Source organism: Burkholderia sp. 22313, assembly GCF_052045245.1.
GTDB lineage: Bacteria > Pseudomonadota > Gammaproteobacteria > Burkholderiales > Burkholderiaceae > Burkholderia.
This window is the reverse complement of record NZ_JBQEON010000015.1, coordinates 16,357-41,431: the sequence shown is the minus strand read 5'-3', so window position 1 is coordinate 41,431 and position 25,075 is coordinate 16,357. Positions and strand designations below refer to the sequence as shown.

The 25,075-nt window shown below is 68.0% G+C and carries 23 protein-coding genes and 1 tRNA gene; 7 read left to right on the top strand and 17 right to left on the bottom strand.

From position 1 onward, the window contains the following. Positions 1 to 63 precede the first annotated feature (63 nt). The 3 genes from gatB to gatC all read right to left on the bottom strand — a co-directional run bounded on the left by gatB (position 64) and on the right by gatC (position 3,403). Positions 64 to 1,539, bottom strand: coding sequence for an Asp-tRNA(Asn)/Glu-tRNA(Gln) amidotransferase subunit GatB (gene gatB / locus ACTJKF_RS14515; RefSeq protein ID WP_440624206.1), 1,476 nt, complete (start codon positions 1,537 to 1,539; stop codon positions 64 to 66). Between the two features lie 4 nt (positions 1,540 to 1,543). Further along, on the bottom strand, positions 1,544 to 3,034 hold the full coding sequence (gene gatA / locus ACTJKF_RS14510; protein WP_440624205.1) for an Asp-tRNA(Asn)/Glu-tRNA(Gln) amidotransferase subunit GatA: 1,491 nt from the start codon (positions 3,032 to 3,034) through the stop codon (positions 1,544 to 1,546). Between the two features lie 69 nt (positions 3,035 to 3,103). Next, positions 3,104 to 3,403 carry an Asp-tRNA(Asn)/Glu-tRNA(Gln) amidotransferase subunit GatC gene (gene gatC / locus ACTJKF_RS14505; protein ID WP_006407213.1) on the bottom strand — a complete coding sequence of 100 codons (300 nt, stop codon included), beginning with the start codon at positions 3,401 to 3,403 and terminating at the stop codon, positions 3,104 to 3,106. 367 nt (positions 3,404 to 3,770) lie between these two features. Between gatC and ACTJKF_RS14500 the strand changes: the two genes are divergently transcribed. From ACTJKF_RS14500 to rodA, 5 genes are all read left to right on the top strand, one after another. Further along, positions 3,771 to 4,814 carry a rod shape-determining protein gene (locus ACTJKF_RS14500; RefSeq protein ID WP_004189550.1) on the top strand — a complete coding sequence of 348 codons (1,044 nt, stop codon included), beginning with the start codon at positions 3,771 to 3,773 and terminating at the stop codon, positions 4,812 to 4,814. A gap of 139 nt (positions 4,815 to 4,953) precedes the next feature. Next, entirely contained in the window at positions 4,954 to 6,021 is a 1,068-nt protein-coding gene (gene mreC, locus ACTJKF_RS14495) for a rod shape-determining protein MreC (RefSeq protein WP_440624204.1), read from the top strand. After that, complete coding sequence (mreD, locus tag ACTJKF_RS14490; protein ID WP_440624203.1) at positions 6,018 to 6,530, top strand: rod shape-determining protein MreD; 513 nt, start codon at positions 6,018 to 6,020, stop codon at positions 6,528 to 6,530. The genes mreC and mreD overlap by 4 nt, the downstream gene beginning before the upstream one ends. A gap of 109 nt (positions 6,531 to 6,639) precedes the next feature. Then, positions 6,640 to 8,910, top strand: a complete 2,271-nt coding sequence (mrdA, locus tag ACTJKF_RS14485; RefSeq protein ID WP_440624202.1) for a penicillin-binding protein 2 — start codon at positions 6,640 to 6,642, stop codon at positions 8,908 to 8,910. Between the two features lie 11 nt (positions 8,911 to 8,921). Beyond that, complete coding sequence (gene rodA / locus ACTJKF_RS14480; RefSeq protein WP_440624201.1) at positions 8,922 to 10,070, top strand: rod shape-determining protein RodA; 1,149 nt, start codon at positions 8,922 to 8,924, stop codon at positions 10,068 to 10,070. Positions 10,071 to 10,169: 99 nt separating this feature from the next. Here rodA and ACTJKF_RS14475 read toward each other — a convergent pair whose 3' ends face one another. The 14 genes from ACTJKF_RS14475 to def all read right to left on the bottom strand — a co-directional run bounded on the left by ACTJKF_RS14475 (position 10,170) and on the right by def (position 22,985). Continuing rightward, positions 10,170 to 10,940, bottom strand: a complete 771-nt coding sequence (locus ACTJKF_RS14475; RefSeq protein WP_440624200.1) for a tetratricopeptide repeat protein — start codon at positions 10,938 to 10,940, stop codon at positions 10,170 to 10,172. Beyond that, on the bottom strand, positions 10,937 to 11,722 hold the full coding sequence (locus ACTJKF_RS14470; RefSeq protein WP_440624199.1) for an HpcH/HpaI aldolase family protein: 786 nt from the start codon (positions 11,720 to 11,722) through the stop codon (positions 10,937 to 10,939). Before ACTJKF_RS14470 ends, ACTJKF_RS14475 begins: the two co-directional genes overlap by 4 nt. A 320-nt stretch (positions 11,723 to 12,042) precedes the next feature. Beyond that, complete coding sequence (queD, locus tag ACTJKF_RS14465; RefSeq protein WP_044847357.1) at positions 12,043 to 12,495, bottom strand: 6-carboxytetrahydropterin synthase QueD; 453 nt, start codon at positions 12,493 to 12,495, stop codon at positions 12,043 to 12,045. A gap of 18 nt (positions 12,496 to 12,513) precedes the next feature. After that, positions 12,514 to 13,146 carry a 7-carboxy-7-deazaguanine synthase gene (queE, locus tag ACTJKF_RS14460; RefSeq protein ID WP_440624198.1) on the bottom strand — a complete coding sequence of 211 codons (633 nt, stop codon included), beginning with the start codon at positions 13,144 to 13,146 and terminating at the stop codon, positions 12,514 to 12,516. A gap of 75 nt (positions 13,147 to 13,221) precedes the next feature. Beyond that, positions 13,222 to 13,956 carry a 7-cyano-7-deazaguanine synthase QueC gene (gene queC, locus ACTJKF_RS14455; protein WP_440624197.1) on the bottom strand — a complete coding sequence of 245 codons (735 nt, stop codon included), beginning with the start codon at positions 13,954 to 13,956 and terminating at the stop codon, positions 13,222 to 13,224. Between the two features lie 348 nt (positions 13,957 to 14,304). Next, a tRNA-Phe gene (locus tag ACTJKF_RS14450) sits at positions 14,305 to 14,380 on the bottom strand. 62 nt (positions 14,381 to 14,442) lie between these two features. Next, positions 14,443 to 15,144, bottom strand: coding sequence for a response regulator transcription factor EsaR (gene esaR, locus ACTJKF_RS14445; RefSeq protein ID WP_440624196.1), 702 nt, complete (start codon positions 15,142 to 15,144; stop codon positions 14,443 to 14,445). Further along, on the bottom strand, positions 15,145 to 17,559 hold the full coding sequence (esaS, locus tag ACTJKF_RS14440) for a sensor histidine kinase EsaS (RefSeq protein ID WP_440624195.1): 2,415 nt from the start codon (positions 17,557 to 17,559) through the stop codon (positions 15,145 to 15,147). After that, positions 17,549 to 18,139: a DUF4390 domain-containing protein gene (locus tag ACTJKF_RS14435; RefSeq protein WP_440624194.1), complete on the bottom strand. Its 591-nt coding sequence runs from the start codon at positions 18,137 to 18,139 to the stop codon at positions 17,549 to 17,551. Before ACTJKF_RS14435 ends, esaS begins: the two co-directional genes overlap by 11 nt. Then, the gene (gene rsmB / locus ACTJKF_RS14430; RefSeq protein ID WP_440624193.1) at positions 18,136 to 19,524 is read right to left on the bottom strand and encodes a 16S rRNA (cytosine(967)-C(5))-methyltransferase RsmB; all 1,389 of its coding nucleotides are present in this window, start codon (positions 19,522 to 19,524) and stop codon (positions 18,136 to 18,138) included. The genes ACTJKF_RS14435 and rsmB overlap by 4 nt, the downstream gene beginning before the upstream one ends. 231 nt (positions 19,525 to 19,755) lie before the next feature. Continuing rightward, positions 19,756 to 20,613 carry a zinc metalloprotease HtpX gene (gene htpX, locus ACTJKF_RS14425; RefSeq protein WP_048244699.1) on the bottom strand — a complete coding sequence of 286 codons (858 nt, stop codon included), beginning with the start codon at positions 20,611 to 20,613 and terminating at the stop codon, positions 19,756 to 19,758. 100 nt (positions 20,614 to 20,713) lie between these two features. Next, positions 20,714 to 21,355: a LysE family translocator gene (locus ACTJKF_RS14420; RefSeq protein WP_440624192.1), complete on the bottom strand. Its 642-nt coding sequence runs from the start codon at positions 21,353 to 21,355 to the stop codon at positions 20,714 to 20,716. Between the two features lie 111 nt (positions 21,356 to 21,466). Continuing rightward, complete coding sequence (gene fmt / locus ACTJKF_RS14415; protein WP_440624191.1) at positions 21,467 to 22,450, bottom strand: methionyl-tRNA formyltransferase; 984 nt, start codon at positions 22,448 to 22,450, stop codon at positions 21,467 to 21,469. A 31-nt stretch (positions 22,451 to 22,481) separates the two neighbouring features. Then, positions 22,482 to 22,985, bottom strand: a complete 504-nt coding sequence (gene def, locus ACTJKF_RS14410) for a peptide deformylase (RefSeq protein WP_098550271.1) — start codon at positions 22,983 to 22,985, stop codon at positions 22,482 to 22,484. Positions 22,986 to 23,206: 221 nt separating this feature from the next. Between def and dprA the strand changes: the two genes are divergently transcribed. Both dprA and ACTJKF_RS14400 read left to right on the top strand, forming a co-directional pair. Further along, positions 23,207 to 24,484, top strand: coding sequence for a DNA-processing protein DprA (gene dprA / locus ACTJKF_RS14405; protein ID WP_440624190.1), 1,278 nt, complete (start codon positions 23,207 to 23,209; stop codon positions 24,482 to 24,484). Positions 24,485 to 24,520: 36 nt separating this feature from the next. Then, positions 24,521 to 24,901, top strand: a complete 381-nt coding sequence (locus ACTJKF_RS14400) for a thioredoxin family protein (RefSeq protein WP_440624189.1) — start codon at positions 24,521 to 24,523, stop codon at positions 24,899 to 24,901. Positions 24,902 to 25,075: the final 174 nt, after the last annotated feature.

The following is a 25,075-nucleotide window of genomic DNA, read 5'->3' as shown; positions in this document are numbered from 1 at the left end:
GGCCGCCCCGAACTGGTTCGGCGGCGGCCCGTCGTCAGGCGCGGCTCAGGCGCGCGGCCATGTTCAGCCGAGCTTCTTCTTCAGCAGTTCGTTGACCTGCTGCGGGTTGGCCTTGCCCTTGGTCGCCTTCATCGCCTGGCCGATCAGCGCGTTGAACGCCTTTTCCTTGCCCGCGCGGAACTCCTCGACCGACTTCGCGTTCGCCGCGAGCACCTCGTCGATGATCGCTTCCAGCGCACCGGTGTCGGAGATCTGCTTCAGGCCCTTCGCGTCGATGATGCGGTCGGCCGCTGCATCGTCGGCCGCCTTCTCGTCCCAGATCGTCGCGAAGATTTCCTTCGCGATCTTGTTCGAGATCGTGCCGTCGGCGATGCGCTGCAGCACCAGCGCGAGCTGCGCGGCGGAGACCGGGATCGCGTCGATCTCGATGCCGTCGCGGTTCAGCTGCGACGACACGTCGCCCATCAGCCAGTTCGCGGCGATCTTCGCATTCGCCGCGCCGGCCTTCGCGACCACCGACTCGAAGTACGCGGCCATCGCCTTGCTCGACGTCAGCACGCCCGCGTCGTACGCGGACACGCCGTACTGCTCGACGAACCGCTGCTGCATCGCGGCCGGCAGCTCGGGCATCCCGGCCTGCACGCGCTCGACCCAGTCCCGGCCGATCACGAGCGGCATCAGGTCGGGATCGGGGAAGTAGCGGTAGTCGTGCGCGTCCTCCTTGCTGCGCATCGAGCGCGTCTCGCGCTTGTCCGGATCGTAGAGGCGCGTTTCCTGCACGACTTCGCCGCCGTCCTCGATCAGCTCGATCTGACGACGCACTTCGTAGTTGATCGCTTCCTCGAGGAACCGGAACGAGTTCAGGTTCTTGATCTCGGCGCGCGTGCCGAACTTTTCCTGGCCGACCGGGCGCACCGACACGTTCGCGTCGCAGCGGAACGAGCCTTCCTGCATGTTGCCGTCGCAGATGCCGAGCCACACGACGAGCGCGTGCAGCGACTTCGCATACGCGACGGCCTCGGCCGCGCTGCGCATTTCCGGCTCGGTGACGATCTCGAGCAGCGGCGTGCCCGCGCGGTTCAGGTCGATCCCGGTCATCCCGGCGAAGTCTTCATGCAGCGACTTGCCTGCATCTTCCTCAAGGTGCGCGCGGGTCAGGTTGACCGTCTTTTCGTACGCTTCCTTGCCGGCCTTTTCGTTGGCGGGCACCTGGATCGTGATCTGGCCGCCCTGCACGACCGGAATCTCGTACTGGCTGATCTGATAGCCCTTCGGCAGATCGGGGTAGAAATAATTCTTGCGCGCGAAGATGCTGCGCGGCGCGATGGTCGAGCCGATCGCGAGGCCGAAGCGGATCGCGCGTTCGACCGCGCCGCGGTTCAGCACCGGCAGCACGCCCGGCAGCGCCAGGTCGACCGGGCAGGCCTGCGTGTTCGGCTCGGCGCCGAACTGCGTCGATGCGCCGGAGAAAATCTTCGAGACGGTCGACAGTTGCGCATGCGTCTCGAGACCGATAACGACTTCCCACTGAGTAGTCATGTGCTTACACCCCTGCCGGAACTTGCTTGTGCCAGTCGGTCGCACGCTGGAACGCGTCGGCGACCTGCAGCATCCGGGCTTCGTTGAAATAGTTGCCGATGATCTGCAGACCAACCGGGCGCTTCGCGTTCGCGCCGGCGCCGAAGCCGCACGGCACGCTCATGCCCGGCAGGCCGGCGAGGCTCACCGACAGCGTGTAGATATCCGCGAGATACATCTGCACCGGATCGTCGCCCTTCGCACCGAGATCCCATGCGACCGTCGGCGACGCCGGGCCCATGATCACGTCGCAGGACTTGAACGCTTCCTGGAAATCGTTCGCGATGATGCGGCGGATCTTCTGCGCCTGCAGGTAGTACGCGTCGTAATAGCCGTGCGACAGCACGTAGGTGCCGACGAGAATCCGGCGCTTCACCTCGGGGCCGAAGCCTTCGGCGCGCGACTTCTTGTACATGTCGAGCAGGTCGCCGTACTGCGCGGCGCGGTGGCCGAAGCGCACGCCGTCGAAACGCGACAGGTTCGACGACGCCTCGGCCGGCGCGATCACGTAGTACACGGGGATCGACAGTTCCGTCTTCGGCAGCGATACCGGCACGAGCGTCGCGCCGAGCGCTTCATATTGCTTGAGTGCCGCGTCGATCGACGCGCGCACGTCGTCGGCCAGGCCGGCGCCGAAATACTCGTTCGGCAAACCGATGCGCAGCCCCGCGAGCGGCTTGCCGGCATCGTTGCCGGCCGTCCACGGCTGGCCGAGGTGGCGCGTGAAGTCTTCGTCGTCGCGCTCGAGGCTCGTCGAGTCGCGCTCGTCGAAGCCGGCCATCGCATTCAGCAGCAGCGCGCAGTCAGACGCGCTCTGCGCCATCGGGCCGCCCTGGTCGAGCGACGACGCGAACGCGATCATCCCGTAGCGCGACACGCGGCCGTAGGTCGGCTTGATGCCCGTCACGCCCGCGAACGACGCGGGCTGGCGGATCGAGCCGCCGGTGTCGGTGCCGGTCGCGGCCGGCGCGAGGCGCGCGGCGACGGCCGCCGAGCTGCCGCCCGAGCTGCCGCCCGGCACCGCGTGGGTATCCCACGGGTTCTTCACCGCGCCGAACGCCGAGTTTTCGTTCGACGAGCCCATCGCGAACTCGTCCATGTTGGTCTTGCCGAGCGTGACCATGCCGGCCGCCTGCAGGCGGGCGACGACGGTCGCGTCGAACGGGCTCTCGTAGTTCGCGAGCATCTTCGAGCCGGCGGTCGAGCGCCAGCCGCGCGTGACGAACACGTCCTTGTGCGCGATCGGCAGGCCGGTCAGCGCGCCGCCCGCGCCGCGCGCGAGTTCGGCGTCCGCGGCCTTCGCCTGCGCAAGGGTCAGATCGGCGTCGACGTGGACGAACGCGTTCAGGTCGCGGGCCGCGTCGATCCGTTTCAGGTAGAGCTGCGCGAGCTCGACGGCCGAGCATTCCTTGGCAGCGAGCGCGGCGCGCAGTTCGGTCAGGCTTTTTGCGTGCATTGAGTGGTTTTCCTGGGAATTCTGGGTGGCGCGCGGCACAAGCCGGCCGGCGCGCTTGTCATCGAATGCTTACTCGATCACCTTCGGCACGAGATAGAGGCCGTCCTGGACGGCCGGCGCCGGACGCTGGTTGTCGTCGCGATTGACGACTTCCGTCACGGCGTCGTCGCGCAGGCGCTGCGCGACTTCCTGGATCTGTTCGATCGGGTGGGCGAGCGGCGCGATGCCGGCGGTGTCGACCGCCTGCATCTGTTCGACGAGGCCGAAGAATTCATTGAGCTGGCCGAGCGTATGCTCGGCGTCGGCGTCGGCCATTTCGAGTCGCGCCAGGTGCGCGATGCGTTTCACATCGGTCAGGGTCAGGGCCATGCGATCACCGGAAAAACAAGGCTGCGCAGCGCATCGACAACAGCACTGCGGCGGGGGGTTGGAGGGTGCGATCCCACCCTCAAAAATCGGGGCCGAAGCGGCAAAAATACCGCCCGTTTCGATTCAAATACCGTGAAATTATAAGGTATCATTACGCGTTCGACCCAAACCCGGCAGCCTTTTCCCGCACCGTTTCGCCCTGTTTCGGCAAGCCGTGCGTGCTTCGTGCGATTCCCGGTAGACATCACTCGCAGCTTCGTGCGCCGCGGCGGCCGCTTCCGCCACGCTTCCCGAGGCTGTTATTTTTTCCGCTGCCGCCCTCAGCGCTCGCTATGCAGGGCCGGCCCAGAGCGAAACAGGATTCTGAATGTTCGGTTTTTTGCGCAGCTACTTCTCCAACGATCTGGCGATCGACCTCGGCACCGCAAACACCCTGATCTACATGCGCGGCAAGGGCATCGTGCTCGATGAACCGTCGGTCGTGTCGATCCGCCAGGAAGGCGGCCCCAACGGCAAGAAGACGATCCAGGCGGTCGGCAAGGAAGCCAAGCAGATGCTCGGCAAGGTGCCGGGCAACATCGAGGCGATCCGCCCGATGAAGGACGGCGTGATCGCCGACTTCACCGTCACCGAGCAGATGATCAAGCAGTTCATCAAGACGGCCCACGAGTCGCGGATGTTCTCGCCGTCGCCGCGCATCATCATCTGCGTGCCGTGCGGCTCGACCCAGGTCGAGCGCCGCGCGATCAAGGAAGCCGCTCATGGCGCCGGCGCGTCGCAGGTCTACCTGATCGAGGAGCCGATGGCGGCCGCGATCGGCGCGGGCCTGCCGGTGTCGGAAGCCACGGGCTCGATGGTCGTCGACATCGGCGGCGGCACGACGGAAGTCGGCGTGATCTCGCTCGGCGGCATCGTCTACAAGGGCTCGGTGCGCGTCGGCGGCGACAAGTTCGACGAAGCGATCGTCAACTACATCCGCCGCAACTACGGGATGCTGATCGGCGAGCAAACCGCCGAAGCGATCAAGAAGGAAATCGGCTCCGCGTTCCCGGGCTCCGAAGTCAAGGAAATGGAAGTGAAGGGCCGCAACCTGTCGGAAGGCATTCCGCGCAGCTTCACGATCTCCAGCAACGAAATCCTCGAAGCGCTGACCGACCCGCTGAACCAGATCGTGTCGTCGGTGAAGATCGCCCTCGAGCAGACGCCGCCGGAACTCGGCGCCGACATCGCCGAGCGCGGGATGATGCTGACGGGCGGCGGCGCGCTGCTGCGCGACCTCGATCGCCTGCTCGCGGAAGAAACCGGCCTGCCGGTGCTCGTCGCCGAAGATCCGCTCACCTGCGTCGTACGCGGTTCGGGCATGGCGCTCGAGCGCATGGACAAGCTGGGCAGCATCTTCTCGTACGAGTGATCGACGAGTGGTCGCCTAAGCAGTCCCGTTTGATATGACGCACCCGCGGCGTGGCCGGATCGCTCGTTCAGAACGAACCGCCACGCCGTTTGCGCGTCTGAGCATTATTTAACCGATCGCCACGCGCCCGGCGCCGACCATGGAATACAGTCCGCCGCCCCTCTTCAAGCAAGGTCCGCCCGCGCTCGCGCGGCTCATCTTCTTCGTCGCCCTCGCCATCGCGCTCCTCGTGTCGGACGCGCGCTTCAGCACGCTCGAAATCGTCCGCGGCGTGCTCGGCACGGTGCTGTACCCGCTGCAGCGCGCGGCGCTCGTGCCGCGCGACCTGTTCATGGGCGCGGCCGACATCGCCGTCACCGGTGCGTCGCTGCGCCACGAAAACGACGCGCTGCGCAAGCGCAACCTGCAGCTGTCCACGCAAGCCAATCAGGCCGCGGTGCTCGCGCAGGAAAACACGCACCTGCGCGCGGTGCTCGAGCTGCGCCAGCACATCGCGACGCAATCCACGCCGGTCGAGATCCAGTACGACACCAGCGACCCGTTCACGCAGAAGATCGTGATCGGGCAGGGTTCGCAGCAAGGCATCCAGGACGGCGCGCCCGTCGTTAGCGAGGACGGCGTGATCGGCCAGGTCACGCGCGTGTTCCCGCTGCAGGCCGAAGTCACGCTGATCACCGACCGCGATCTCGCGATTCCCGTGCAGGTGCTGCGCACCGGCCTGCGCAGCGTGATCTACGGCACGCCGAAAGGCGATTCGCTCGATCTGCGCTTCGTGCCGACGAGTTCCGACCTCGTCGCGGGCGACGAGCTCGTCACGAGTGGCCTCGACGGCGTCTACCCGCCGGGCCTGCCGGTCGCGAAGGTCGTGCGCGTCGACAAGCTCGCCGATACCGCCTTCGCGCGCGTGACGTGCGCACCGGTCGCCGCCGTGCGTGGCGCGCGCGAGATGCTCGTGCTGCATTACCAGAACGACGTCCCGCCGCGCCCGGCCGAGCCCGATCCGGCCGCCGACAAGAACGCGAAGGGCAAGAAGGGCGGCAAGGCCGCCGCGAAGGGCGATAAAGCAGAGAAGGCCGCCGCGAACGCGAAGCCGGCCGCCGCGGCCGCGCCCGGCGCAAAGCCGGCGCCGGCGGCGCCTGCCGCCCCGGCCAAGCCCGCTGCCACGCCCGCGAAGCCCGCGGCCGGGCAATCAGGAGCCCAGCGATGAATCGCCCGCAATACATCCTGCAGCCGGTCAACCCGTACTTCATCGTCTTCAGCCTCGCCGCCGCGTTCCTGCTGAACCTGATGCCGTGGGGCCGCCTGCCCGGCGTGCCCGACTTCGTCGCGCTCGTGCTGCTGTTCTGGAACATCCACCAGCCGCGCAAGGTCGGGATGGGCATCGCGTTCGCGCTCGGCATCCTGATGGACGTGCATGACGCGGGGCTGCTCGGCGAGCACGCGCTCGCCTATACGCTGCTGTCGTACGGTGCGATCACGATCCACCGCCGCGTGCTGTGGATGCCGATCGGCGTGCAGGTGCTGTATGTCACGCCGCTGTTCGTCGCCGCGCAATTGGTGCCGTTCGTGATCCGCCTCGTGATGGGCGCCGCGTTTCCCGGCTGGCGCTATCTGGTGGACGGCTTCGTCGAGGCCGCGCTGTGGCCGATCGCGAGCCACCTGCTGCTGATGCCGCAACGCCGCCCGGTCGACCCGGACGATACGCGCCCCATCTGAGCCGGACCGACCTTGCATACCCGCCGCCCCCACGCTCGCCACGCGCCGCGCTCCGGGGTGGCCCCTCGCCCGCATGCGCTTCACGCGCCCGGGCCTCGAACGTAACCGCATGACCGAATTCAACGACACCCAACAGCAGCTCTCGAGGTTCCGCCTGCGCGTCGCGGCGGCGGGCGTGTTCGTGTTCGTGTGCTTCGGGCTGCTCGCGAGCCGCTTCTTCTACCTGCAGCTGTTCCAGCACGGCAAATACGCGCTGCAGGCGGAGGAGAACCGCATCTCGGTCGCGCCGATCGTGCCGAACCGCGGGATCATCACCGATCGCAACGGCGTGGTCCTCGCGAAGAACTATTCGGCGTATACGCTCGAGATCACGCCATCGAAGCTCGACGACACGCTCGACAACACGATCGACAAGCTGTCCGAGATCATCCCGATCGACGCGCGCGACCGCCGCCGCTTCAAGAAACTGCAGGAAGACTCGAAGAACTTCGAGAGCCTGCCGATCCGCACGCGCCTCACCGATGCGGAAGTCGCGCGCTTTACCGCGCAGCGCTTCCGCTTCCCCGGCGTCGACGTGCGTGCGCGGTTGTTCCGCCAGTACCCGCTCGGCATGACGGCCGCGCACGTGATCGGCTACATCGGCCGGATCTCGAAGCGCGACCAGGATCGCATCGACGCGATGAGCGACGACAACGACAGCGATCAGGAACACTACGATCCGCGCCGCGACGCCAACAACTACAAGGGCACCGACTACATCGGCAAGATCGGCGTCGAGCAGAGCTACGAGACCGAGCTGCACGGGCTCACGGGCTTCGAGGAAGTCGAGGTGACGGCCGGCGGCCGCCCGGTGCGCACGCTGTCGCGCACGCAGGCGACACCCGGCAACAACCTCGTGCTGTCGCTCGACATCGGGCTGCAGCAGGTCGCCGAGCAGGCGTTCGCCGGCAAGCGCGGCGCGCTCGTCGCGATCGAGCCGAAGACGGGCGACGTGCTCGCGTTCGTGTCGTCGCCGAGCTTCGACCCGAACTCGTTCGTCGACGGCATCGACCAGCAGACGTGGGACGAGCTGAACAACTCGCCCGACAAGCCGCTGCTGAACCGCCCGCTGCACGGCACCTACCCGCCCGGCTCGACCTACAAGCCGTTCATGGCGCTGGCCGGCCTGACGCTCGGCAAGCGCACGCCGGGCTGGGGCTTCCAGGATCCCGGCTACTTCACGTTCGGCGGCCACACGTTCCGCAACGACGTGCGCTCGGGCCAGGGCTGGGTCGACATGAACAAGGCGATCATGGTGTCGAACGACACCTACTTCTACATGCTCGCGCGCGACCTCGGCGTGAACGCGATCGCGAACTTCATGAAGCCGTTCGGTTTCGGCCAGATCACCGGCATCGACATCCAGGGCGAGGCGCGCGGGATCCTGCCGTCGACCGACTGGAAGAAGAAGGCGTTCAAGAAGGCCGCGCAACAGAAGTGGTTCGACGGCGAGACGATCAGCCTCGGGATCGGCCAGGGCTACAACTCGTTCACGATCCTGCAGCTCGCGCATGCCACGGCAACGCTCGCGAACAACGGCATCGTGATGAAGCCTCACCTCGTGAAGGAAGTCGAGGATCCGATCTCGCGCGTACGTCATCTGACGGTGCCGAAGGAAAGCGAGGTGATCCCGCTCAAGCAGGCCGACATCGACGTCGTGAAGCGCGGGATGGAGAACGTGATCGAGAACCCGTCCGGCACCGCGTACAAGGTGTTCCGCGGCGCGCCGTACCTCGCGGCCGGCAAGACCGGTACCGCGCAGGTGTTCTCGCTGCAGGGCTCGAACTACAAGGGCCACCTGCTCGCCGAGCACCTGCGCGACCACGCGCTGTTCATCGCGTATGCGCCGGTCGACCATCCGCAGATCGCCGTCGCGCTGGTCGTCGAGAACGGCGGCTGGGGCGCGCAGGCCGCGGGCCCGATCGCCCGCCGCGTGCTCGACTACTACCTGGTCGAGCGCCAGAACCCGAAGAACGAGGCCGCGGCCGTGGCCGCCGCCGCGTCGGCGACCGAGCCGGTGAGCTCGCCCGTGGTCGGCGACACGTCCAAGCCCGCCACCGTCGCGGCCGGCTTCACCGCGCTGCCGCAGCCGGTCGTGCCGACCGCGGCCAGCGCGGCGGACGCTGCGTCGGCGGCCGATGCGGCGAGCGCGGCCTCGTCGCTCGCGCCGCCCGACACGAGCGCCGCGGCGCCGATGGCCGCGAGCCTGCCGCCGATCCGGCGCCCGCACCGGCCGCACCGGCCGGCCGGCGATGCGCAGCCGCTCGCCACCGCGCCGCGCGACGACAACTTCCGTGCCTCGGCCCCCGCGAAAGCGGCGACCACCGGCACCGCTCATTAACGGAGAAAGGCATGCAATTCGACAAGCGCGCCTGGCTCGACAAGATCAAGCAGATGTTCGCGGGCTTCGACCGCCCGCTCGCCCTCATCGTGTTCCTGCTGCTGTGCGTCGGCATCGTCACGCTGTACAGCGCGGCGATCGACATGCCGGGCCGCGTCGAGGACCAGTTGCGCAACATCCTGCTGACGTTCGTGCTGATGTGGGTGATCGCCAACATTCCACCGACGACGCTGATGCGCTTCGCGGTCCCGCTCTATACGTTCGGGGTCGCGCTGCTGGTCGCGGTCGCGCTGTTCGGGATGACCAAGAAGGGCGCGAAGCGCTGGCTGAACGTCGGCGTCGTGATCCAGCCGTCCGAAATCCTCAAGATCGCGACCCCGCTGATGCTCGCGTGGTATTACCAACGCCGCGAAGGCGGGCTGCGCTGGTACGACTTCCTCGCCGCGTTCGGAATCCTGCTGGTGCCGGTCGGCCTGATCGCGAAGCAGCCCGACCTCGGCACCGGCCTGCTCGTGTTCGCGGCCGGCTTCTTCGTGATCTACCTCGCCGGCCTGTCGTTCAAGCTGATCGTGCCGGTGCTCGTCGCGGGCGTGATCGCGGTCGGCTCGATCGCCGTGTTCGAACAGCGCATCTGCCAGCCCGAAGTGCAGTGGCCACTGATGCACGACTACCAGAAGCACCGCGTGTGCACGCTGCTCGACCCGACCTCCGACCCGCTCGGCAAGGGCTTCCACACGATCCAGGCCGTGATCGCGATCGGCTCGGGCGGCGTGCTCGGCAAGGGCTACCTGAAGGGCACGCAGGCTCACCTCGAATTCATTCCGGAAAAGCACACCGACTTCATCTTCGCGGTGTTCTCGGAAGAATGGGGGCTCGCCGGCGGCCTCGTGCTGCTGACGCTGTACATGGCGCTGATCGCACGCGGGCTCTACATCGCCGCGCAGGGCGCGACGCTGTTCGGCCGGCTGCTCGCGGGCTCGCTCACGCTCGCGTTCTTCGTCTATGCGTTCGTCAACATCGGGATGGTGAGCGGCGTGCTGCCCGTGGTCGGCGTGCCGCTGCCGTTCATGAGCTATGGCGGCACCGCGCTGGCGACGCTCGGCGTCGCAATCGGGATGATCATGAGCGTCGGGCGGCAGCGGCGGCTGATGAAGAGCTGACGACGCAGCGCGGCACGCAGTCGCAAGCGGTCGTACGCAGTCGCAGCAACGAACAACGGCGCCTCGGGCGCCGTTGTTCGTTGTGGTGATCGGCCGCGCTCACGGCGGCGTCGCGTGCGGGCTCCCGTGATCCGCGCCGGCGCCCGATGCCGGCTCCTTCAGCCGCGCGCTCAGTTCCCTGAATTTCAGTTCGGCCGTCTCGTCGCCCTGCGCGGCCGCGGCGGCGTAATACGCGCGTGCGATATTCAGGTTCTGCGTGACGCCGTCGCCGCCGCGCTCGTAGAACGACGCGGTCACGTACTGCGCGGTCGGCTCGCCCGCGTCGGCCGCCTGCTTGTACCACGCGAACGCCTGCCGGTTGTCGCGCGGCGTGCCGCGTCCGTCGAGGAACTGGTTCGCGAGCGACAGCTCGGCCTGCACGTGCCCCTGCTTCGCCGCCCGCAGGAACCAGCGGTGCGCTTCGACCGGATTGCGCGCGACGAACTCGCCGTCGTCGAACATCCGCCCGTACACGTACTGTGCATGCGACATGTTCGCGTCGGCGGCCCGCTTCAGCCAGCGCAGCCCTTCGCCGACGTTCGCGGTCACGCCGACGCCCGTCAGCAGCATCATCGCGTAATTGAACTGCGCGAGCCGGTCGCCGCGTTCGGCCGCGTCGTGAAACTGCACCAGCGCCGCGCGATAATCGCCGGCGTTGTAGTCGGCCACTGCCGATTGGGTCTCGTGCGCCGGATCGGGCTTCGCGTGCGGCGCATTCTGCGCGGCCGCCGCGACGCACACGGCCCACAGTCCAACCCTCGCGCCGATCCGTCCGACCGCGCCGGCGATACGCCGCGCGTGCCGTGCCCCCTCGCCGTCGCCGCCGTTCATGAGCGCACCTCCTGCAACGCCTGCCGCGCCGCGCGCAGCAGCCAGCTCACGTCGGCCGACAGCGTGATCATCCGGTAGCCCGCCTCGCGATACTGCCGTGCGGTGGCGGTATCGCTCGCGAAGATGCCGACCGCGACGCCGGCCTGCTTGCCGGCCGCGAGCACGCGCGCCATTGCGGTTTCGACGTCCGGGTGGCGGCTGTCGCCGAGATGCCCGAGGCTCGCCGCCAGATCGGCCGGGCCGACGAACAGGCAATCGACGCCCGGCGTCGCGGCGATCCGCTCGACTTCATCGATGCCGCGCGCCGACTCGATCTGCACGATCACCGCGACCTGCGCATTCGCCGTCTGCAGGTAATCGCGACGCATGCCGAACGCCGCCGCGCGCACCATGCCGGCGACGCCGCGCAGCCCGTCGGGAGAATCCGGCGACGGGAAGCGCGTGAGCCGCACCGCGTGCGCCGCCTCGTCGGGCGTCTCGATGCACGGGAACATCAGCGTGCGCGCGCCGGCGTCCAGCGCGCGCTTCACGAGCCACGGCTCGCGCCCCGGCACGCGCACGACAGGCTCGCTCGGCAGGTGCGCGGCGGCCACCGCACGCAGTTGCGACGCGACGTCGCGACTGTCGTTCGGCGCATGCTCCATGTCGATGCAGAGCCAGTCGTAGCCGGCATGCGCGAGCGCTTCCGCGGCCGAATCGCAGCCGAGCGACAGCCACAGGCCGTACAGCGGCTCGTCGCCGTCATGCAGACGTTGCTTGAGGGAATTGGTGAGCGTGCTCATCGATACGGCCTCCGGGACGGAACGGCAATCGAACGGGACAAGCAACAGGCGGAAGCGGGTGCAACATGTCGTGCAGCGCAGCACGGCGACTGCACCGGACCGCACCCTGGAACGTGGGACGGCGCTGGACGACGCTGGACGGCCGGTCCGACAGCGCGGGCCGCGCGACCGCGCACGAGCGCATTTTCCGGTGCCACGCAACGATCATAGCGCGGCGGTACGCGGAATGTGGGATCAGGCGGGGAGTGGCGGCAGACGGGGCCGGCCGGCGCGGCAGCCGGCAGCCCGCGCCAGCGGGCGGGGCTGCCGGGAAAGCAGGATCAGCGGCCGGGCTGGCGCTCGACGTCGGCCCAGCAGTTCGGCGTTTCGTACAGACGTACGCGCTCCAGGCGCAGGTTCACGCCGTAGTGCGCGTCGTACACGTTCGCGAGGATGTCGAACGCGATCGCCGCGAGGTTCTCGACGGTCGGGATCCGGTCGAGCACGACGGTCTTGTGGTCGGCCATCTGTTCGAGGAACGAGCGCACGACTTCGTCGCGTGCATAGACGAGGAACGCGTGATCCCACTTGTTGACGAGGTGCTCGACCGCGAGCGCCTTCACGTCGGCGAAATCCATCACCATGCCGCGGTCGGGCGCCCCCTCGGTATCGACGAGATCGCCGCGCAGCGTGACTTCGAGCACGTAGCGATGGCCGTGCAGGTTCCTGCACTGGCTGCGGTGATCGGGAATGCGGTGGCCCGCGTCGAATTCGAGTTTTCGGGTAATCAGCACGATGTCAAAGGCCGTGGCTCAGGGAATGTTCAGATATTTGTGGGTCTGCATCGACAGGCGCCACTGCGGATGCCGCTTGCACCAGTCGATCGCGAGCTTCGTATTGATGTCGCGCGACGGGCCGTCCATCGGCTGCACGAGAAAATACGCGAAATCGAGCTTCGCGTAATCGGCGAGCCGCTGGTTGTCCTGCGGGATCACGACCTTCAGTTCGTTGCCCTTCGTGACGACGAGCGGCGCGTCAGCCTTCGGGCTGACGCAGATCCAGTCGATCGTCTCGAGCACCGGCAGCGAGCCGTTGGTCTCGATCGCGATCTCGAAGCCAGCCGCGTGCAGCGCGTCGACCAGCGGCTGGTCGAGCTGCAGCATCGGCTCGCCGCCCGTGCAGACGACGAAGCGATGCGCCTCGCCATCCGGCCACAGGCCCGCGATCGTCGCGACGAGGGCTTCGGCATCCTTGAACTTGCCACCGTTCTCGCCGTCGGTGCCGACGAAGTCCGTATCGCAGAAGCGGCACACGGCCTCCGCACGATCCTCTTCGCGGCCCGACCACAGGTTGCAGCCGGCGAACCGGCAGAACACGGCCGGGCGGCCCGCGTTCGCGCCCTCGCCCTGCAACGTGTAGAAAATTTCCTTGACCGCGTAAGTCATCGTGCTTCGTCCGGCTCGCGCCGCTCGTTGTCGATCAGAATCCGTTGTCCATCAAGCGCTGCCTGCGCGCCCGCGTCACAGCGGCGCTTCGGTCACCCGCTCGCCCTTCAGGTAGGCCTCGTAGCCGCGCTTGCGCAGCTTGCAGGCCGGGCATTCGCCGCAGCCGAAGCCCCAGTCGTGCAGTTCCGCGCGCTCGCCCACGTAGCACGTGTGCGTCTCGACGCGGATCAGCTCGACGAGCGCCTCGCCGCCGAGTTGCTCGGCGAGTTGCCAGGTCTGCGCCTTGTCGAGCCACATCAGCGGCGTCTCGAGCACGACGCGCGTGTCCATCCCGAGGTTCAGCGCGACCTGCAGCGCCTTCATCGTGTCGTCGCGGCAGTCGGGGTAGCCCGAGAAATCCGTCTCGCACATCCCGCCGACCAGCACCCGCAGCCCGCGGCGATAGGCAATCGCGGCCGCAATCGTCATGAACAGCAGGTTGCGGCCCGGCACGAACGTGTTCGGCAAGCCGTTCGCCGCGGTCTCGATCTCGATCGTGCGCGTCATTGCGGTATCGCTGATCGCGCCGAGTACCGACAGGTCGATCATGTGATCGTCGCCGAGGCGATCGGCCCACGCGGGAAACTGACGTTTCAGTGCGTCGCGCAGGCCTTCGCGACATTCGAGTTCGACGCGGTGGCGCTGGCCGTAATCGAAGCCGAGCGTCTCGACCGTCTGGTAGCGTTCCAGGGCCCAGGCCACGCACGTGGCCGAGTCCTGCCCGCCGGAAAACAACACGAGCGCGCCGTCTTTAGCGTCTGTCCGAATCACCGTGATACTCCGTGAATGTGTAGGCTCGCGTCGCGCTGCGCGCCGGGGCCGGCTGCCGCCGGGCGGCCCGACGCGTCCGGCCTGCGCCGGCTCGACCAGTATAGGCAGCGCGGTCGGCCGCGAACGCGGCGGCGCGCTTATACCGCCCATCGCGCGGCATCGTTGCCGCGCGTCACGGCGGCGCTGCGGGCAGCCCTGCCGCGCGCATGAAGCGATGCGCTAAGTCATTGAGCGGGCACGGATTTTATCATGCCCCGCCGAATGCTGCCGGGCACGCCGAGGATGCGGCGCAAACCCACCACAAACGAAAAACCCCAAGAACCTTCCGATTCTTGGGGTTGGAACTGCTGGTGGCCTGGGACGGAATCGAACCATCGACACGCGGATTTTCAATCCGCTGCTCTACCAACTGAGCTACCGGGCCAACGAAGAAGAGAAAGTATATCCATCCATCAGCACTTGCGCAAGTGTTTTGGCGAAATATTTTTATGCGGCGCCTTCCGCCGGTTTCTTGCCGAGCTCGACGCCCAATTGCTTGAGCTTGCGATACAGGTGCGTGCGCTCGAGGCCCGTCTTCTCCGCGACGCGCGTCATGCTGCCGTTCTCGCGCGCGAGGTGATATTCGAAATACGCACGCTCGAACGCATCGCGCGCTTCGCGCAACGGGATGTCGAACGGAATCGCGGCCGTCTGGCCCGCGAGGCCGAGCGCCGTCGCCATGTCGTCGCCGAGCGTCGGCAATGCCGCCGCGGACGCGACCGCCGCCGGACCCGACGCCGGGCCGGCGCCCGCCTTCGCCGCCGCGTTGACGGACACCGGTGCCGCGCCGCGCGCGAGACCGTGCTCGACGGACTTCAGCAGCTTCTGCAGCGCGATCGGCTTCTCGAGGAAATCGAGTGCGCCGATCTTCGTCGCCTCCACGGCCGTGTCGATCGTCGCGTGCCCGGACATCATGATCACGGGCATCGTCAACAGGCCCTGCGCCGCCCATTCCTTGAGCAGCGTGACGCCGTCGGTATCGGGCATCCAGATATCGAGCAGCACGAGATCGGGCGCCTGATTCAGACGGTATTCCCGCGCGGCCTGCGCGTTCTCCGCCGCCTCGACGACATGTCCTTCATCGCTGAGGATCTCCGAGAGCAATTCCCGGATGCCCATTTCATCATCTACCACCAGGATGGTTGCCATTTACGCTGCCTTTGTCTGCACACTTGCTTTTGTCTTGGCGGGGGCCGCCCCGTCCTGCGCGCCGGGTTCGGCGCCTGGCGTATCGCTCGCCATCTGCAGGAACAGGATCGACACCTGCGCACCCTCGACGGTCTCGCCGTGCATGCGATTGCGCAGATCGATCCGCGCGCCGTGCTCATCGACGATTTTCTTGACCGTGGCCAATCCGAGCCCCGTGCCCTTCGCCTTCGTCGTGACGTAAGGCTCGAACGCACGGGTCAGGATGCGTGCCGGAAAACCGGGCCCGTTGTCGGACACGGTCAGACGTACCGCGACGCGCGTTTTGCCCTCGGCGTCGGGGTCGCCATATTCTACTGTCTTGGTTTCGATCAACACACGCGGATGGGCGACTTCCGCGACCGAATCCTGCGCGTTCTGCAGCAGGTTGTGAATCACCTGGCGCAGTTGCGTCGCGTCGCCGCGGATCACCGGCAGCGACGGGGCGAGTTCGGCGACGATCGCACTCTTGCCTTCGCCGACACCATACAGCCCGAGCACCTCGCTGGCCAGTTCGTTCAGCTGCAGGTTCGCGAGCATCGCCGGCGGCGTGCGCGCATATTCACGGAAGTCGTCGACCATCCGCTTCATCGCGGCCACCTGGTTGACGATCATCGTCGCGCCGCGCTTGAGCACGTCCGCATCGTGCGGCGCGAGCTTGTCGGACAGCTTCATCTCGAGCCGCTCGGCCGACAGCTGGATCGGCGTCAGCGGGTTCTTGATCTCGTGCGCGAGCCGGCGCGCGACCTCGCCCCACGCGACCGAACGCTGCGCGGAAATCACGTCGGAGATGTCGTCGAACACGACGACGTAGCCCGATGTTTGCGGATCGTCGGCCTCGCCTTCCACCGTCGACACGAGACGCGCGCCGCGCACGAGCAGCGTCAGCGGATCGGCTTCGCCCGGCACTTCGACCGCGAACTGCTGCTGCCAGTGGCCGCGATCGCCGCTGCCGCCGTCGGATGCCGCTTCGCGATCGGCGAACGCCTTGCGCACCATCGCGCCGAATTCCGCGACGACGCCGATCCGGTCGAGCGCCGTACCGATCATCGAGCCGAACGGCTGCCGGAAGATCCGCTCGGCGCCGCGGTTGGCCGTCGTCAGCCGGAACTGGCGGTCGAGCACGAACACGCCGGCGGTCAGGTTCGCGAGGATGCTCTCGAGGTATGTCTTCGAATGTTCGAGCGCGACCCGGTTCTTCTCGACCGCGAGCCGCGCCTCGGACAGCTGGCGCGTCATCGCGTTGAACGACTGCGTGAGGAAGCCGAGCTCGTCGCGCGACTTGATCTCGCGCTTCGGCGTGTAGTCGCCTTCCGTGATCTCCTTCGTGCCCTGCGCGAGCAGGAACAGCGGCCGCGCGAGTTGCTGGCCGAGCGCGAGCGCGAGCATCATCGCGATGAAGGTCGCGAGGAACAGCGCGAGCGTCAGCGTGCCGATGTACATCTTGCGCAAGCCGGTGCGGCCGAGCGATTTTTCCTGGTACTCGCGATACGCGCGCTGCACCGCGTCGGCGTTGTGCGCGAGCGCTGGCGGCACCGGCTGCGTGAGTTGCAGGAACCGCTCCGCCGGTTGCAGCAGCGACGTCGTCGCATCGGGAATCGGCCGCACGACGCGCAGCCGCAGCGCGCCCTTCGCCCCGTGCGCGCGCGGATCGCCGTCGACTTCGCCCTCGATCGCCGCGTACGCGCCGTGTTCGCGCGCCTGGCTCAGCATCAGCGGCGTCGGCAGGTCGTCCGGAATCAGCGCGGCGAAATTGCCCGATGCCTGCGCGACGATGTGCAGGTCGGGCGCCGCGCCGGAACCGCCGCGGCTCGGCTCGACGATCGTCGCGTCCTGCACGCCGAACTGGTCGCGCAGGCGCAGCAGCGTGAGCGTCGTGCCGTTGGTGTTCGCATCGACGCTCGCGAGCTGGTCGGACATCATCCGCGCCTTCGTCTGCAGGTCGGACAGCGATGCGTCGAGCATCCCGCGGCCGAGATTCAGGCCGGCTGTCAGTGCGGTTTCGACGTTCACGTCGAACCACGACTCGATACTGCGCGACACGAACTGGTACGACACGATGTAGATGATCCCGCCCGGCACCACGCCGACGAGCGCGAAGAACACCGCGAGCTTCGCGAGCAGCCGCGTGCCGAACTTGCCCTTCCTCAGCCGCACGACGATCATCCCGATCAGCCCGAGCACCACCAGCAGGAACACGAGCGCGACGACGATGTTCGTCGCGTACAGCCACGAGTAGTAGCGATCGAAGAATTCGGTGTTCGCGCTCGCGGCCGCGAGCAGCACGAGCAGCAGCAGCGCGGTGAGCGCGACGGTCGAGACGATCACGCGAACGAGGAGGCTCTTCCCGCTGGCCGCGCGGCGCACTTTATTTAGCACGTTCGGTCACCGTGAAGTTGAAGCGCTTCCAGTCCGACCCGAGCGTCCAGTCGCGGTTGTTCACCGCGTCGACCTGGAACGGCTTCGGCATCAGCGCCGTGTCGAGCTGCATGCGCACCGAGGCCGTGTAGGTTTCGCCGGCGCGCACCTGGTTGCGGTCGATCACGTGCCACGACGTGATGTGCCGGACGACCGCGAGCGCATCCTTCAGCGACGGGAAGCCGAGCTGCAGCCCGCCGGTCGACACGCGGTACTCGCGCGTGAGCGGCTGGAACGACAGGCGGAGCGTCTGCGACACCGACACCGGCTGCTCGTCGAACCAGTACCAGCGCGCGCGGCCCAGCTCGAAGTCGGTCGTGAAATAAAGCGGGATGCCCTTGTTGACGGCATCCTCGAGGTTCGGATTCAGCTCGAAATCGAAGCGGGCATCGAGGCTCCAGCCGCTTCCGTCAGCCTGCAGCGATGCGCGCTGCACGGCGATCGACTCGGCGCGCGCCGGCCGGACGACTGTCAGGCACAGCGTCAGCGCGACCAGCAGGACGGCCGCGAGCCGAAGTGGAAAAAGGTGTTTGGTCGTCACCGTTTCTGAAACCGCGCGTAGAAAAATCCGTCGTGATCGGTGTTCTGGTCGAGTGCGCCGGCCGAGCCGCCGTGCACGCCGCCCGGCAGCAGTTGGCCGGGCGCGTCCAATCGTACCGCATCTTCACAGGCCGCTTCAAACCAGCGCGCCTGCAATTCGCCCTCCTCGGGGAAGATCGAACAGGTCACGTAGAGCAGTTCGCCGCCCGGCTTCACGAGCGGCCACAACGCCGTCAGGATGCGGCGCTGCTCCGCGACGAGCGCGGCGATGTCGGCTTCGCGACGCAGCCAGCGGATGTCGGGATGACGACGCACGATGCCCGACGCCGAACACGGCACGTCGGCCAGGATGCGATCGAACGGACGGCCGTCGTACCACGCGTGCGGTGCGCCTGCGTCGCCGACGTGCACGTTCGCCGTGAGCGACAGGCGCGCGAGGTTCTCGCCGATGCGCGCCGCGCGGGTCGCGTCGCTTTCGAGCGCAACGACTTCCGCGTCGGCCAGTTCGAGAATGTGGCCGGTCTTGCCGCCCGGTGCCGCGCACGCGTCGAGCACACGCATGCCGTCGCGCGCACCGAGCCATTCGGCCGCGAGCTGCGCGCCGGCATCCTGCACCGAGACGACGCCGTCGGCGAAGCCCGGAATGCGATCGACCGGCAGCGCCGACGCGAGCCGCACCGCATGGCGGCCAATCGCTGTCGCGTCGATTCCGCTGGCGCGCAGCGTGTCGAGATACGTGTCGACGGTCGCGCGGCGCGCGTTCACGCGCAACGTCAGCGGCCCCTGGCGCTCGCCGGCCGCGAGCATCGCCTGCCACGCGTCCGGCCATGCGCGCTTCACCGCATCGATCCACCACGGGCGGTAATTCCAGCGTGCGACCGGATCATCCTGCAGCGCCGCGACGAGCACGTCGCGCTCACGCTGGAACCGCCGCAGCACCGCGTTGACCAGCCCTTTCGCGAACGCGTATTCGCGCCGCGCACCGATCACGGTCACGGCCTGGTCGACGATCGTGAACGCCGGATACGCGGCCGCATCTTCCGGATCGAGCAGCAGCGCCAGCGCGCCGGCGAGCACCGCGTGCACATGCGCGGGCGGCGCCTTGCTGACGAGCCGGCCGATCAGCCAGTCGGCGCTGCCGAGACGACGCATCGTCCGGTACGCAACGTCCTGCGTCGCGCCACGCGCAAGCGCCTGCGTGCCGGCCGGCATCTGCGCGAACACCGCGGCGAGCGCCGCCGGCAGCGCGGTGCCGCGCCGCACCGCATCGACTGCCTGCGCGGCCGCGTCGAGCGCGAAGCCCAGCGAATCGGGCGCGAGATGCAGCGCGGACGGGCGCGCCGGGCGGCCGGAGGAAGACGGGGCGGAGGAACGGGTTCGTGTCATCGGAACGGAATCGGCAATCAAACGCGGCAAGCGGGCACGGCAAACACAGGCTGCAAACGGCGGGATCGCGACGGCCGCAAGGCCACGCGATTCCAAACCGCGCATTGTAGCGTGCGACCACGCGCCCCCTTTGGCCCCTTTACGGCGCACGGAAATGAAACACCCCGCAGCGCGAGGCGTGCGGGGTGGCATGGCGACCCGCGCGGCAACCGCCGCGCGATAAGCCGGGGATCAATCGAAGCGGCCGGTGCGCGCCATCTCCATCAGGCGCGCGATGCGCTCCTCGGTCGCCGGGTGCGTGGAGAACAGGTTCTGCAGGCCGCCGCCGTGCAGCGGATTCATGATCATCATCTGTGCGGTGGCCGGATGCGCTTCGGCCGCCTGGAACGGGATGCCGGCCGCATAGCGATGGATCTTGTCGAGCGCGGTGGCGAGCGACTGCGGATCGCCGGAGATCTGCGCGCCGCCGCGGTCGGCCTCGAACTCGCGCGCCCGCGAGATCGCCATCTGGATCAGCGCGCCGGCGATCGGCGCGAGCAGCGCGACCGCAATCCCGGCGATCGGGTTGGCCGGACGACCGTTTTCGTCGCGACCGCCGAAGAACATCGCGAAGTTGGCGAGCGCCGAGATCGCGCCCGCCATCGTCGCGGTGATCGTCGAGATCAGGATGTCGCGGTGCTTCACGTGCGCAAGCTCGTGCGCCATCACGCCGCGCATCTCGCGCTCGGACAGCACGCGCAGGATGCCCGTCGTCGCGGCGACCGCCGCGTGCTCGGGGTTGCGGCCCGTGGCGAACGCGTTCGGCGCATCCTCGTTGATCAGGTAGACACGCGGCATCGGCAGGTTTGCACGCGTGGCGAGCTCGCGCACCATCCGGTAGAACTGCGGCGCGGTGTTCTCGTCGACTTCCTGCGCGTTGTACATGCGCAGCACCATCTTGTCGGAGAACCAGTACGAAAAGAAATTCATGCCGAGCGCGAACAGCAGCGCGATCGTCATGCCGCGCGAGCCGCCGATCATGCCGCCGATCACGATGAACAGGGCCGTGATCGCGGCCATCAACGTCGCCGTTTTGACCCAATTGAACATACCCACTCCTTATCCGTCAGGGAACCCGCCGCACCTCACGGTGCTCGGCGGAAAATTGTAAGCGATTTGTTAGATAAGGGCTTGCCGGAAAAATTCAATTTCAGCGTTGCGCGGCCGCGAGCCGCAGCCCAAGCCCGACAAACGCGCTGCCGACCGTGCGGTCGAGCCATTTCTTGACGCCCGGCTTGCCGGAAAAGCGCTGCGTGACGCTGCCCGCGACCCAAGCGACGATACAGGTCCAGATCGTGCTCATCACGACGAACACCGAACCGAGGGCCAGGAACGCCAGCGCCTTGTGCGGGCTGTCCGCCGACACGAACTGCGGGAAGAACGACACGAAGAACAGCACGACCTTCGGATTCAGCACGTTGGTCCAGAAGCCCTGCAGGAACAGCCGGCGCAGCGGCTTCGCGGCCGTGGCCTGCGTCGTGTCGGCGTCCGCAGGCGCGGCGGCCTGCTTCGTGAGGATCATGCGTACGCCGAGGTAGATCAGGTACGCGGCACCGACCAGCTTGATCACTGTGAACGCGGCGGCCGACGCCGCCAGCAGCGCGGTCAGGCCGAATGCGCACGCGAGCGCGTGCACGCAGCAACCGGTCGAGATGCCGAGCGCCGACATCAGCCCCGCTCCGCGGCCCTGCGCGACGCTGCGGCCGACGATGTACGCCGTATCGGGGCCGGGCGTGACGTTCAGCAGAAAAACCGCGAGCACGAAGAAGCCAAAATGGGTGATGCCAAGCATGGGGACCTCGAAAACCGAAACGCGCAGGGAAATTCTACGCGCGCCTGTCACGCCGCGCGACTCGGCCATCCGGCCGATTGCGCGCGGCCGGGATACCGTATCGAATGATGCTCAAGCGCCGTCGGACAACGCGAAGCGCTGGCCCGCGGCGAGCGGCGAGCCGGCCAGGAATTCGCGCGCCGGCAGCCGCTTGCCGCCCGGTTTCTGCAGTTGCGTGACGCGCAGCGCGCCGCTGCCGCATGCGACGACCACCCCTTCGGGCGCGACCTCGACGATCGTGCCGGGCGCGGCGTCGCCGCGTGCCGCCACGGGCTCGGCTGCCCACAGCTTGATGGCCGCACCGTCGAGCGTCGCCACACCGCCCGGGAACGGATCGAACGCGCGCACCTGGCGCGCGAGCATGTCGGCCGGCTTGCGCCAGTCGAGCGCCGCTTCGTGCTTGCCGATCTTTTCCGCATAAGTCACGCCGTCGGCCGGCTGCGGCGTGGCCGGCAGCGAGCCGTCGCGCTCGAGCCGCACGAGCGCGTCGACGATCAGCCGTGCGCCGTCGGCGGCCAGCCGGTCGTGCAGCGTCGCGGTCGTATCGTCGGGCGCGATCGCGAGGCGCGCCGCTTCGATCATCGCGCCGGTGTCGAGGCCGACGTCCATCTGCATCAGCGTGACGCCCGTCTCGGCGTCGCCGGCCTCGATCGCGCGGTGGATCGGCGCAGCGCCGCGCCAGCGCGGCAGCAACGAGGCGTGGATGTTGATGCAGCCGGCGCGTGGAATGTCGAGCACTTCCTGAGGCAGCAGCAGGCCGTATGCGGCGACCACCATCACGTCGTGCGGGGTCGTGCGCAGCAGCTCGATCGCGTCGGCCGCCTCTGCCGGGTACTTGCCCGCGCGGCGCAGCGACGGCGGCTGCGCGACGGGCATCCCGTGGTCGACGGCATAGCGTTTCACGGCGCTCGCCTGCAGTTTCATCCCGCGCCCGGCGGGGCGATCGGGCTGGGTGAGCACGAGCGGCACCGGAAAACCGGCCTCGTGGATCGCGGCGAGTGCGGCCGCGGCGAATTCCGGCGTGCCGGCAAAAATCACGCGCAACGTATGGGTCATGACAGCGTTCGGGGAGCTTGGCGAACGCGCGTTACATCGCGCGTTCGAGTTTCTTCATCTTCGTCTTGATGCGGGTCTGCTTCAGCGGCGACAGGTATTCGACGAACACGCGCCCCATCAGATGATCCATCTCGTGCTGCACGCACACGGCCAGCAGGCCCTCGCAGTCGAGCTCGAAGGTCTCGCCCTGCTCGTTGAGCGCACGCACGCGCACGTGGTCGGGGCGCTCGACTTCGTCGTAGATCCCGGGCACCGACAGGCAGCCCTCCTCGTAGACCTGCTTCGCGTCGCTCGACCAGACGATCTCGGGGTTGATGAACGCGCGCAGCTCGTTCTTCTCCTCGGAGATGTCGATCACGATCACGCGCTCGTGCACGTCGACCTGCGTCGCCGCAAGGCCGATACCCGGCGCGGCGTACATGGTTTCGGCCATATCGGCGACGAGCTTGCGGATCCGGTCGTCGACCTTGTCGACGGGCTTGGCGACCTTGTGCAGCCGCTTGTCGGGGTAATGAAGAATGTTGAGCAAAGCCATGGTGTTCGGTGGAGCGGCGTGCCGCATCTGCCATCCGGCCGGCTGGCGCCACTGCCGGGATGCAATGAAGATGAGGCGGACGCACGGCATGCAACGCCGCCCGTCATGCCCCTGCAATTGGCCGGACGCCTTGGCGCGCGGCCCTGTCGAGTATTTCGGATGATGAAAATTTTATCATGGCGCCACGCTGTCCGCTGGCGGTCGCGTTCGAGGGGAGCCTCATGTCGCCACAAGCGCTGACCACCTCCGCGCTGCGCGCGTGGCTGCAACTCGCGCATGTGCCGGGCCTCACACCCGCGGTGCTGCGCGTGCTGCTCGATGCATTCGGCTCGCCGGCCGCGCTGCTGCGCGCGTCCGATCAGGCGATCGGCGCGGCGAGCAGCGCGGCCGCCGCGCGGGCGATACGCGCCAGCGAACGGGACGACCTCGACGCGCGCACCGACGCCGCGCTCGCGTGGCTCGATGCGCCGGGCAACGCGATCGTCGCGCTCAACGATCCCGTCTATCCGCCGCGGCTGCGCGATCTGCACGATCCGCCGCCGCTGCTATATGTAAAGGGCAGACTCGACCTGCTGCACGCGCGCGGGCTCGCAGTCGTGGGCAGCCGCCACGCGACGCCGCAAGGGCTCGCCGACGCCACGCGCTTCGCGCATGCGCTGTCCGATGCCGGGCTCGCGATCGTCTCCGGTCTCGCGCTCGGCATCGACGGCGCCGCGCATCGCGGCGGGCTCGACGGCCGCGCCAGCACCATCGCGGTGATCGCGACAGGCGCCGATCTTGTCTATCCGGCACGGCACCGCACGCTGGCCCACGAGATCGCCGCGCGCGGCGCGATCGTGTCGGAATGGCCGCTCGGCACGCCCGCACGGGCGTCGCATTTCCCGCAGCGCAACCGGCTGATCGCCGCGCTCGCGGTCGGCACGCTGGTGGTCGAAGCCGCGCCGCGCTCCGGCTCGCTGATTACCGCGCGGCTCGCGAACGAGCTGGGCCGCGACGTATTCGCGATGCCGGGCTCGATCCACGCGCCGCTCGCGCAAGGCTGCCATGCGCTGATCCGCGACGGCGCGAAACTCACCGCGACACCGCTCGACGTGCTCGAGGAATACGGATTGAGCGACCCCGCCGATCGCGCAACCGGCGGCACGGCCCATCCAGGATCGCGCCCCGATAACGGCGATCAAGCCGGTTCCGCTGGCCAGTGTACGGGCGAGCACGTCGCGAAGGCCGATGCTGCCGCATCGGCCTTCGCATCGGCCGGAATCGAACGTCGGCCACCCGATGACCCGGCCGAGCGGTCCGTGCTCGTCGCATTGGGATACGGCCCCGTTACTTACGAGTGGCTCGCCGAGCGCAGCGGCCTGTCCGACGAGGTACTGCATCGCGCGCTGCTCGCGCTGGAACTCGCCGGCCGCGTCGCGAGCGTGCCCGGCGGCCGGTTCGCGCGGCTTGACGCGGCGCCCACCCCGCCCGCGTCCGGCGTGCTACATTCCCCCGCATAGGAGCGGCCGTGCCGCCGACGCTACCCAAGGAATTCCATGCCCGCGCTGAATCTCGACACCGATGCCGATCGGATCGCCGAGCGCCTCGCCGATCCCGGCACATTGCTGGTCGCGTGCCTGTGCGCCGACTGGTGCGGCACCTGCCGCGACTACCGGACAGCCTTCGACCAGCTCGCCGACGCCCATCCCGATGCCTGCTTCGCGTGGATCGACATCGAAACCCATGCGGATCGGCTCGACGACCTCGACGTCGAGAATTTCCCGACGATCCTGATCGAGGATGCGAACACCGCCCGCTTCTTCGGCACGGTGCTGCCGCACGCGGCCATCGTCGAACGGATGCTGTCCGACCTGAGCGCGGTGCCGGGCTCGCCGCACGCACCGAAATTGCGCAACATCCTGAACGTCGAGGCGTAATCCGCGCACCGGCCGGCGGGCTTTTCGCGCCGTGGCGCGTGCCGTCGCGCCGGGCGCTTGCCGCCGTTGCGCCCCCCCTCTATGATGGGCCGCTTTTTACACGCCGCGCCGCCGTCGCCGCAGCGTGTGCTATAAAGCCGTCGTAAAAGGGACCCACGCCGGCGAACCCGGTCT

Bases quoted from the DNA above. Each gene is read 5' to 3' on its own strand.
- ACTJKF_RS14475 (WP_440624200.1), bottom strand. From the start codon at position 10,940: ATGAACGGCGGCGACGGCGAGGGGGCACGGCACGCGCGGCGTATCGCC.
- gatB (WP_440624206.1), bottom strand. From the start codon at position 1,539: ATGACTACTCAGTGGGAAGTCGTTATCGGTCTCGAGACGCATGCGCAA.
- ACTJKF_RS14470 (WP_440624199.1), bottom strand. From the start codon at position 11,722: ATGAGCACGCTCACCAATTCCCTCAAGCAACGTCTGCATGACGGCGAC.
- gatC (WP_006407213.1), bottom strand. From the start codon at position 3,403: ATGGCCCTGACCCTGACCGATGTGAAACGCATCGCGCACCTGGCGCGA.
- def (WP_098550271.1), bottom strand. From the start codon at position 22,985: ATGGCTTTGCTCAACATTCTTCATTACCCCGACAAGCGGCTGCACAAG.
- esaR (WP_440624196.1), bottom strand. From the start codon at position 15,144: ATGGCAACCATCCTGGTGGTAGATGATGAAATGGGCATCCGGGAATTG.
- rodA (WP_440624201.1), top strand. From the start codon at position 8,922: ATGCAATTCGACAAGCGCGCCTGGCTCGACAAGATCAAGCAGATGTTC.
- gatA (WP_440624205.1), bottom strand. From the start codon at position 3,034: ATGCACGCAAAAAGCCTGACCGAACTGCGCGCCGCGCTCGCTGCCAAG.
- mrdA (WP_440624202.1), top strand. From the start codon at position 6,640: ATGACCGAATTCAACGACACCCAACAGCAGCTCTCGAGGTTCCGCCTG.
- mreC (WP_440624204.1), top strand. From the start codon at position 4,954: ATGGAATACAGTCCGCCGCCCCTCTTCAAGCAAGGTCCGCCCGCGCTC.
- ACTJKF_RS14400 (WP_440624189.1), top strand. From the start codon at position 24,521: ATGCCCGCGCTGAATCTCGACACCGATGCCGATCGGATCGCCGAGCGC.
- ACTJKF_RS14420 (WP_440624192.1), bottom strand. From the start codon at position 21,355: ATGCTTGGCATCACCCATTTTGGCTTCTTCGTGCTCGCGGTTTTTCTG.
- queE (WP_440624198.1), bottom strand. From the start codon at position 13,146: ATGACTTACGCGGTCAAGGAAATTTTCTACACGTTGCAGGGCGAGGGC.
- rsmB (WP_440624193.1), bottom strand. From the start codon at position 19,524: ATGACACGAACCCGTTCCTCCGCCCCGTCTTCCTCCGGCCGCCCGGCG.
- ACTJKF_RS14500 (WP_004189550.1), top strand. From the start codon at position 3,771: ATGTTCGGTTTTTTGCGCAGCTACTTCTCCAACGATCTGGCGATCGAC.
- mreD (WP_440624203.1), top strand. From the start codon at position 6,018: ATGAATCGCCCGCAATACATCCTGCAGCCGGTCAACCCGTACTTCATC.
- dprA (WP_440624190.1), top strand. From the start codon at position 23,207: ATGTCGCCACAAGCGCTGACCACCTCCGCGCTGCGCGCGTGGCTGCAA.
- fmt (WP_440624191.1), bottom strand. From the start codon at position 22,450: ATGACCCATACGTTGCGCGTGATTTTTGCCGGCACGCCGGAATTCGCC.
- htpX (WP_048244699.1), bottom strand. From the start codon at position 20,613: ATGTTCAATTGGGTCAAAACGGCGACGTTGATGGCCGCGATCACGGCC.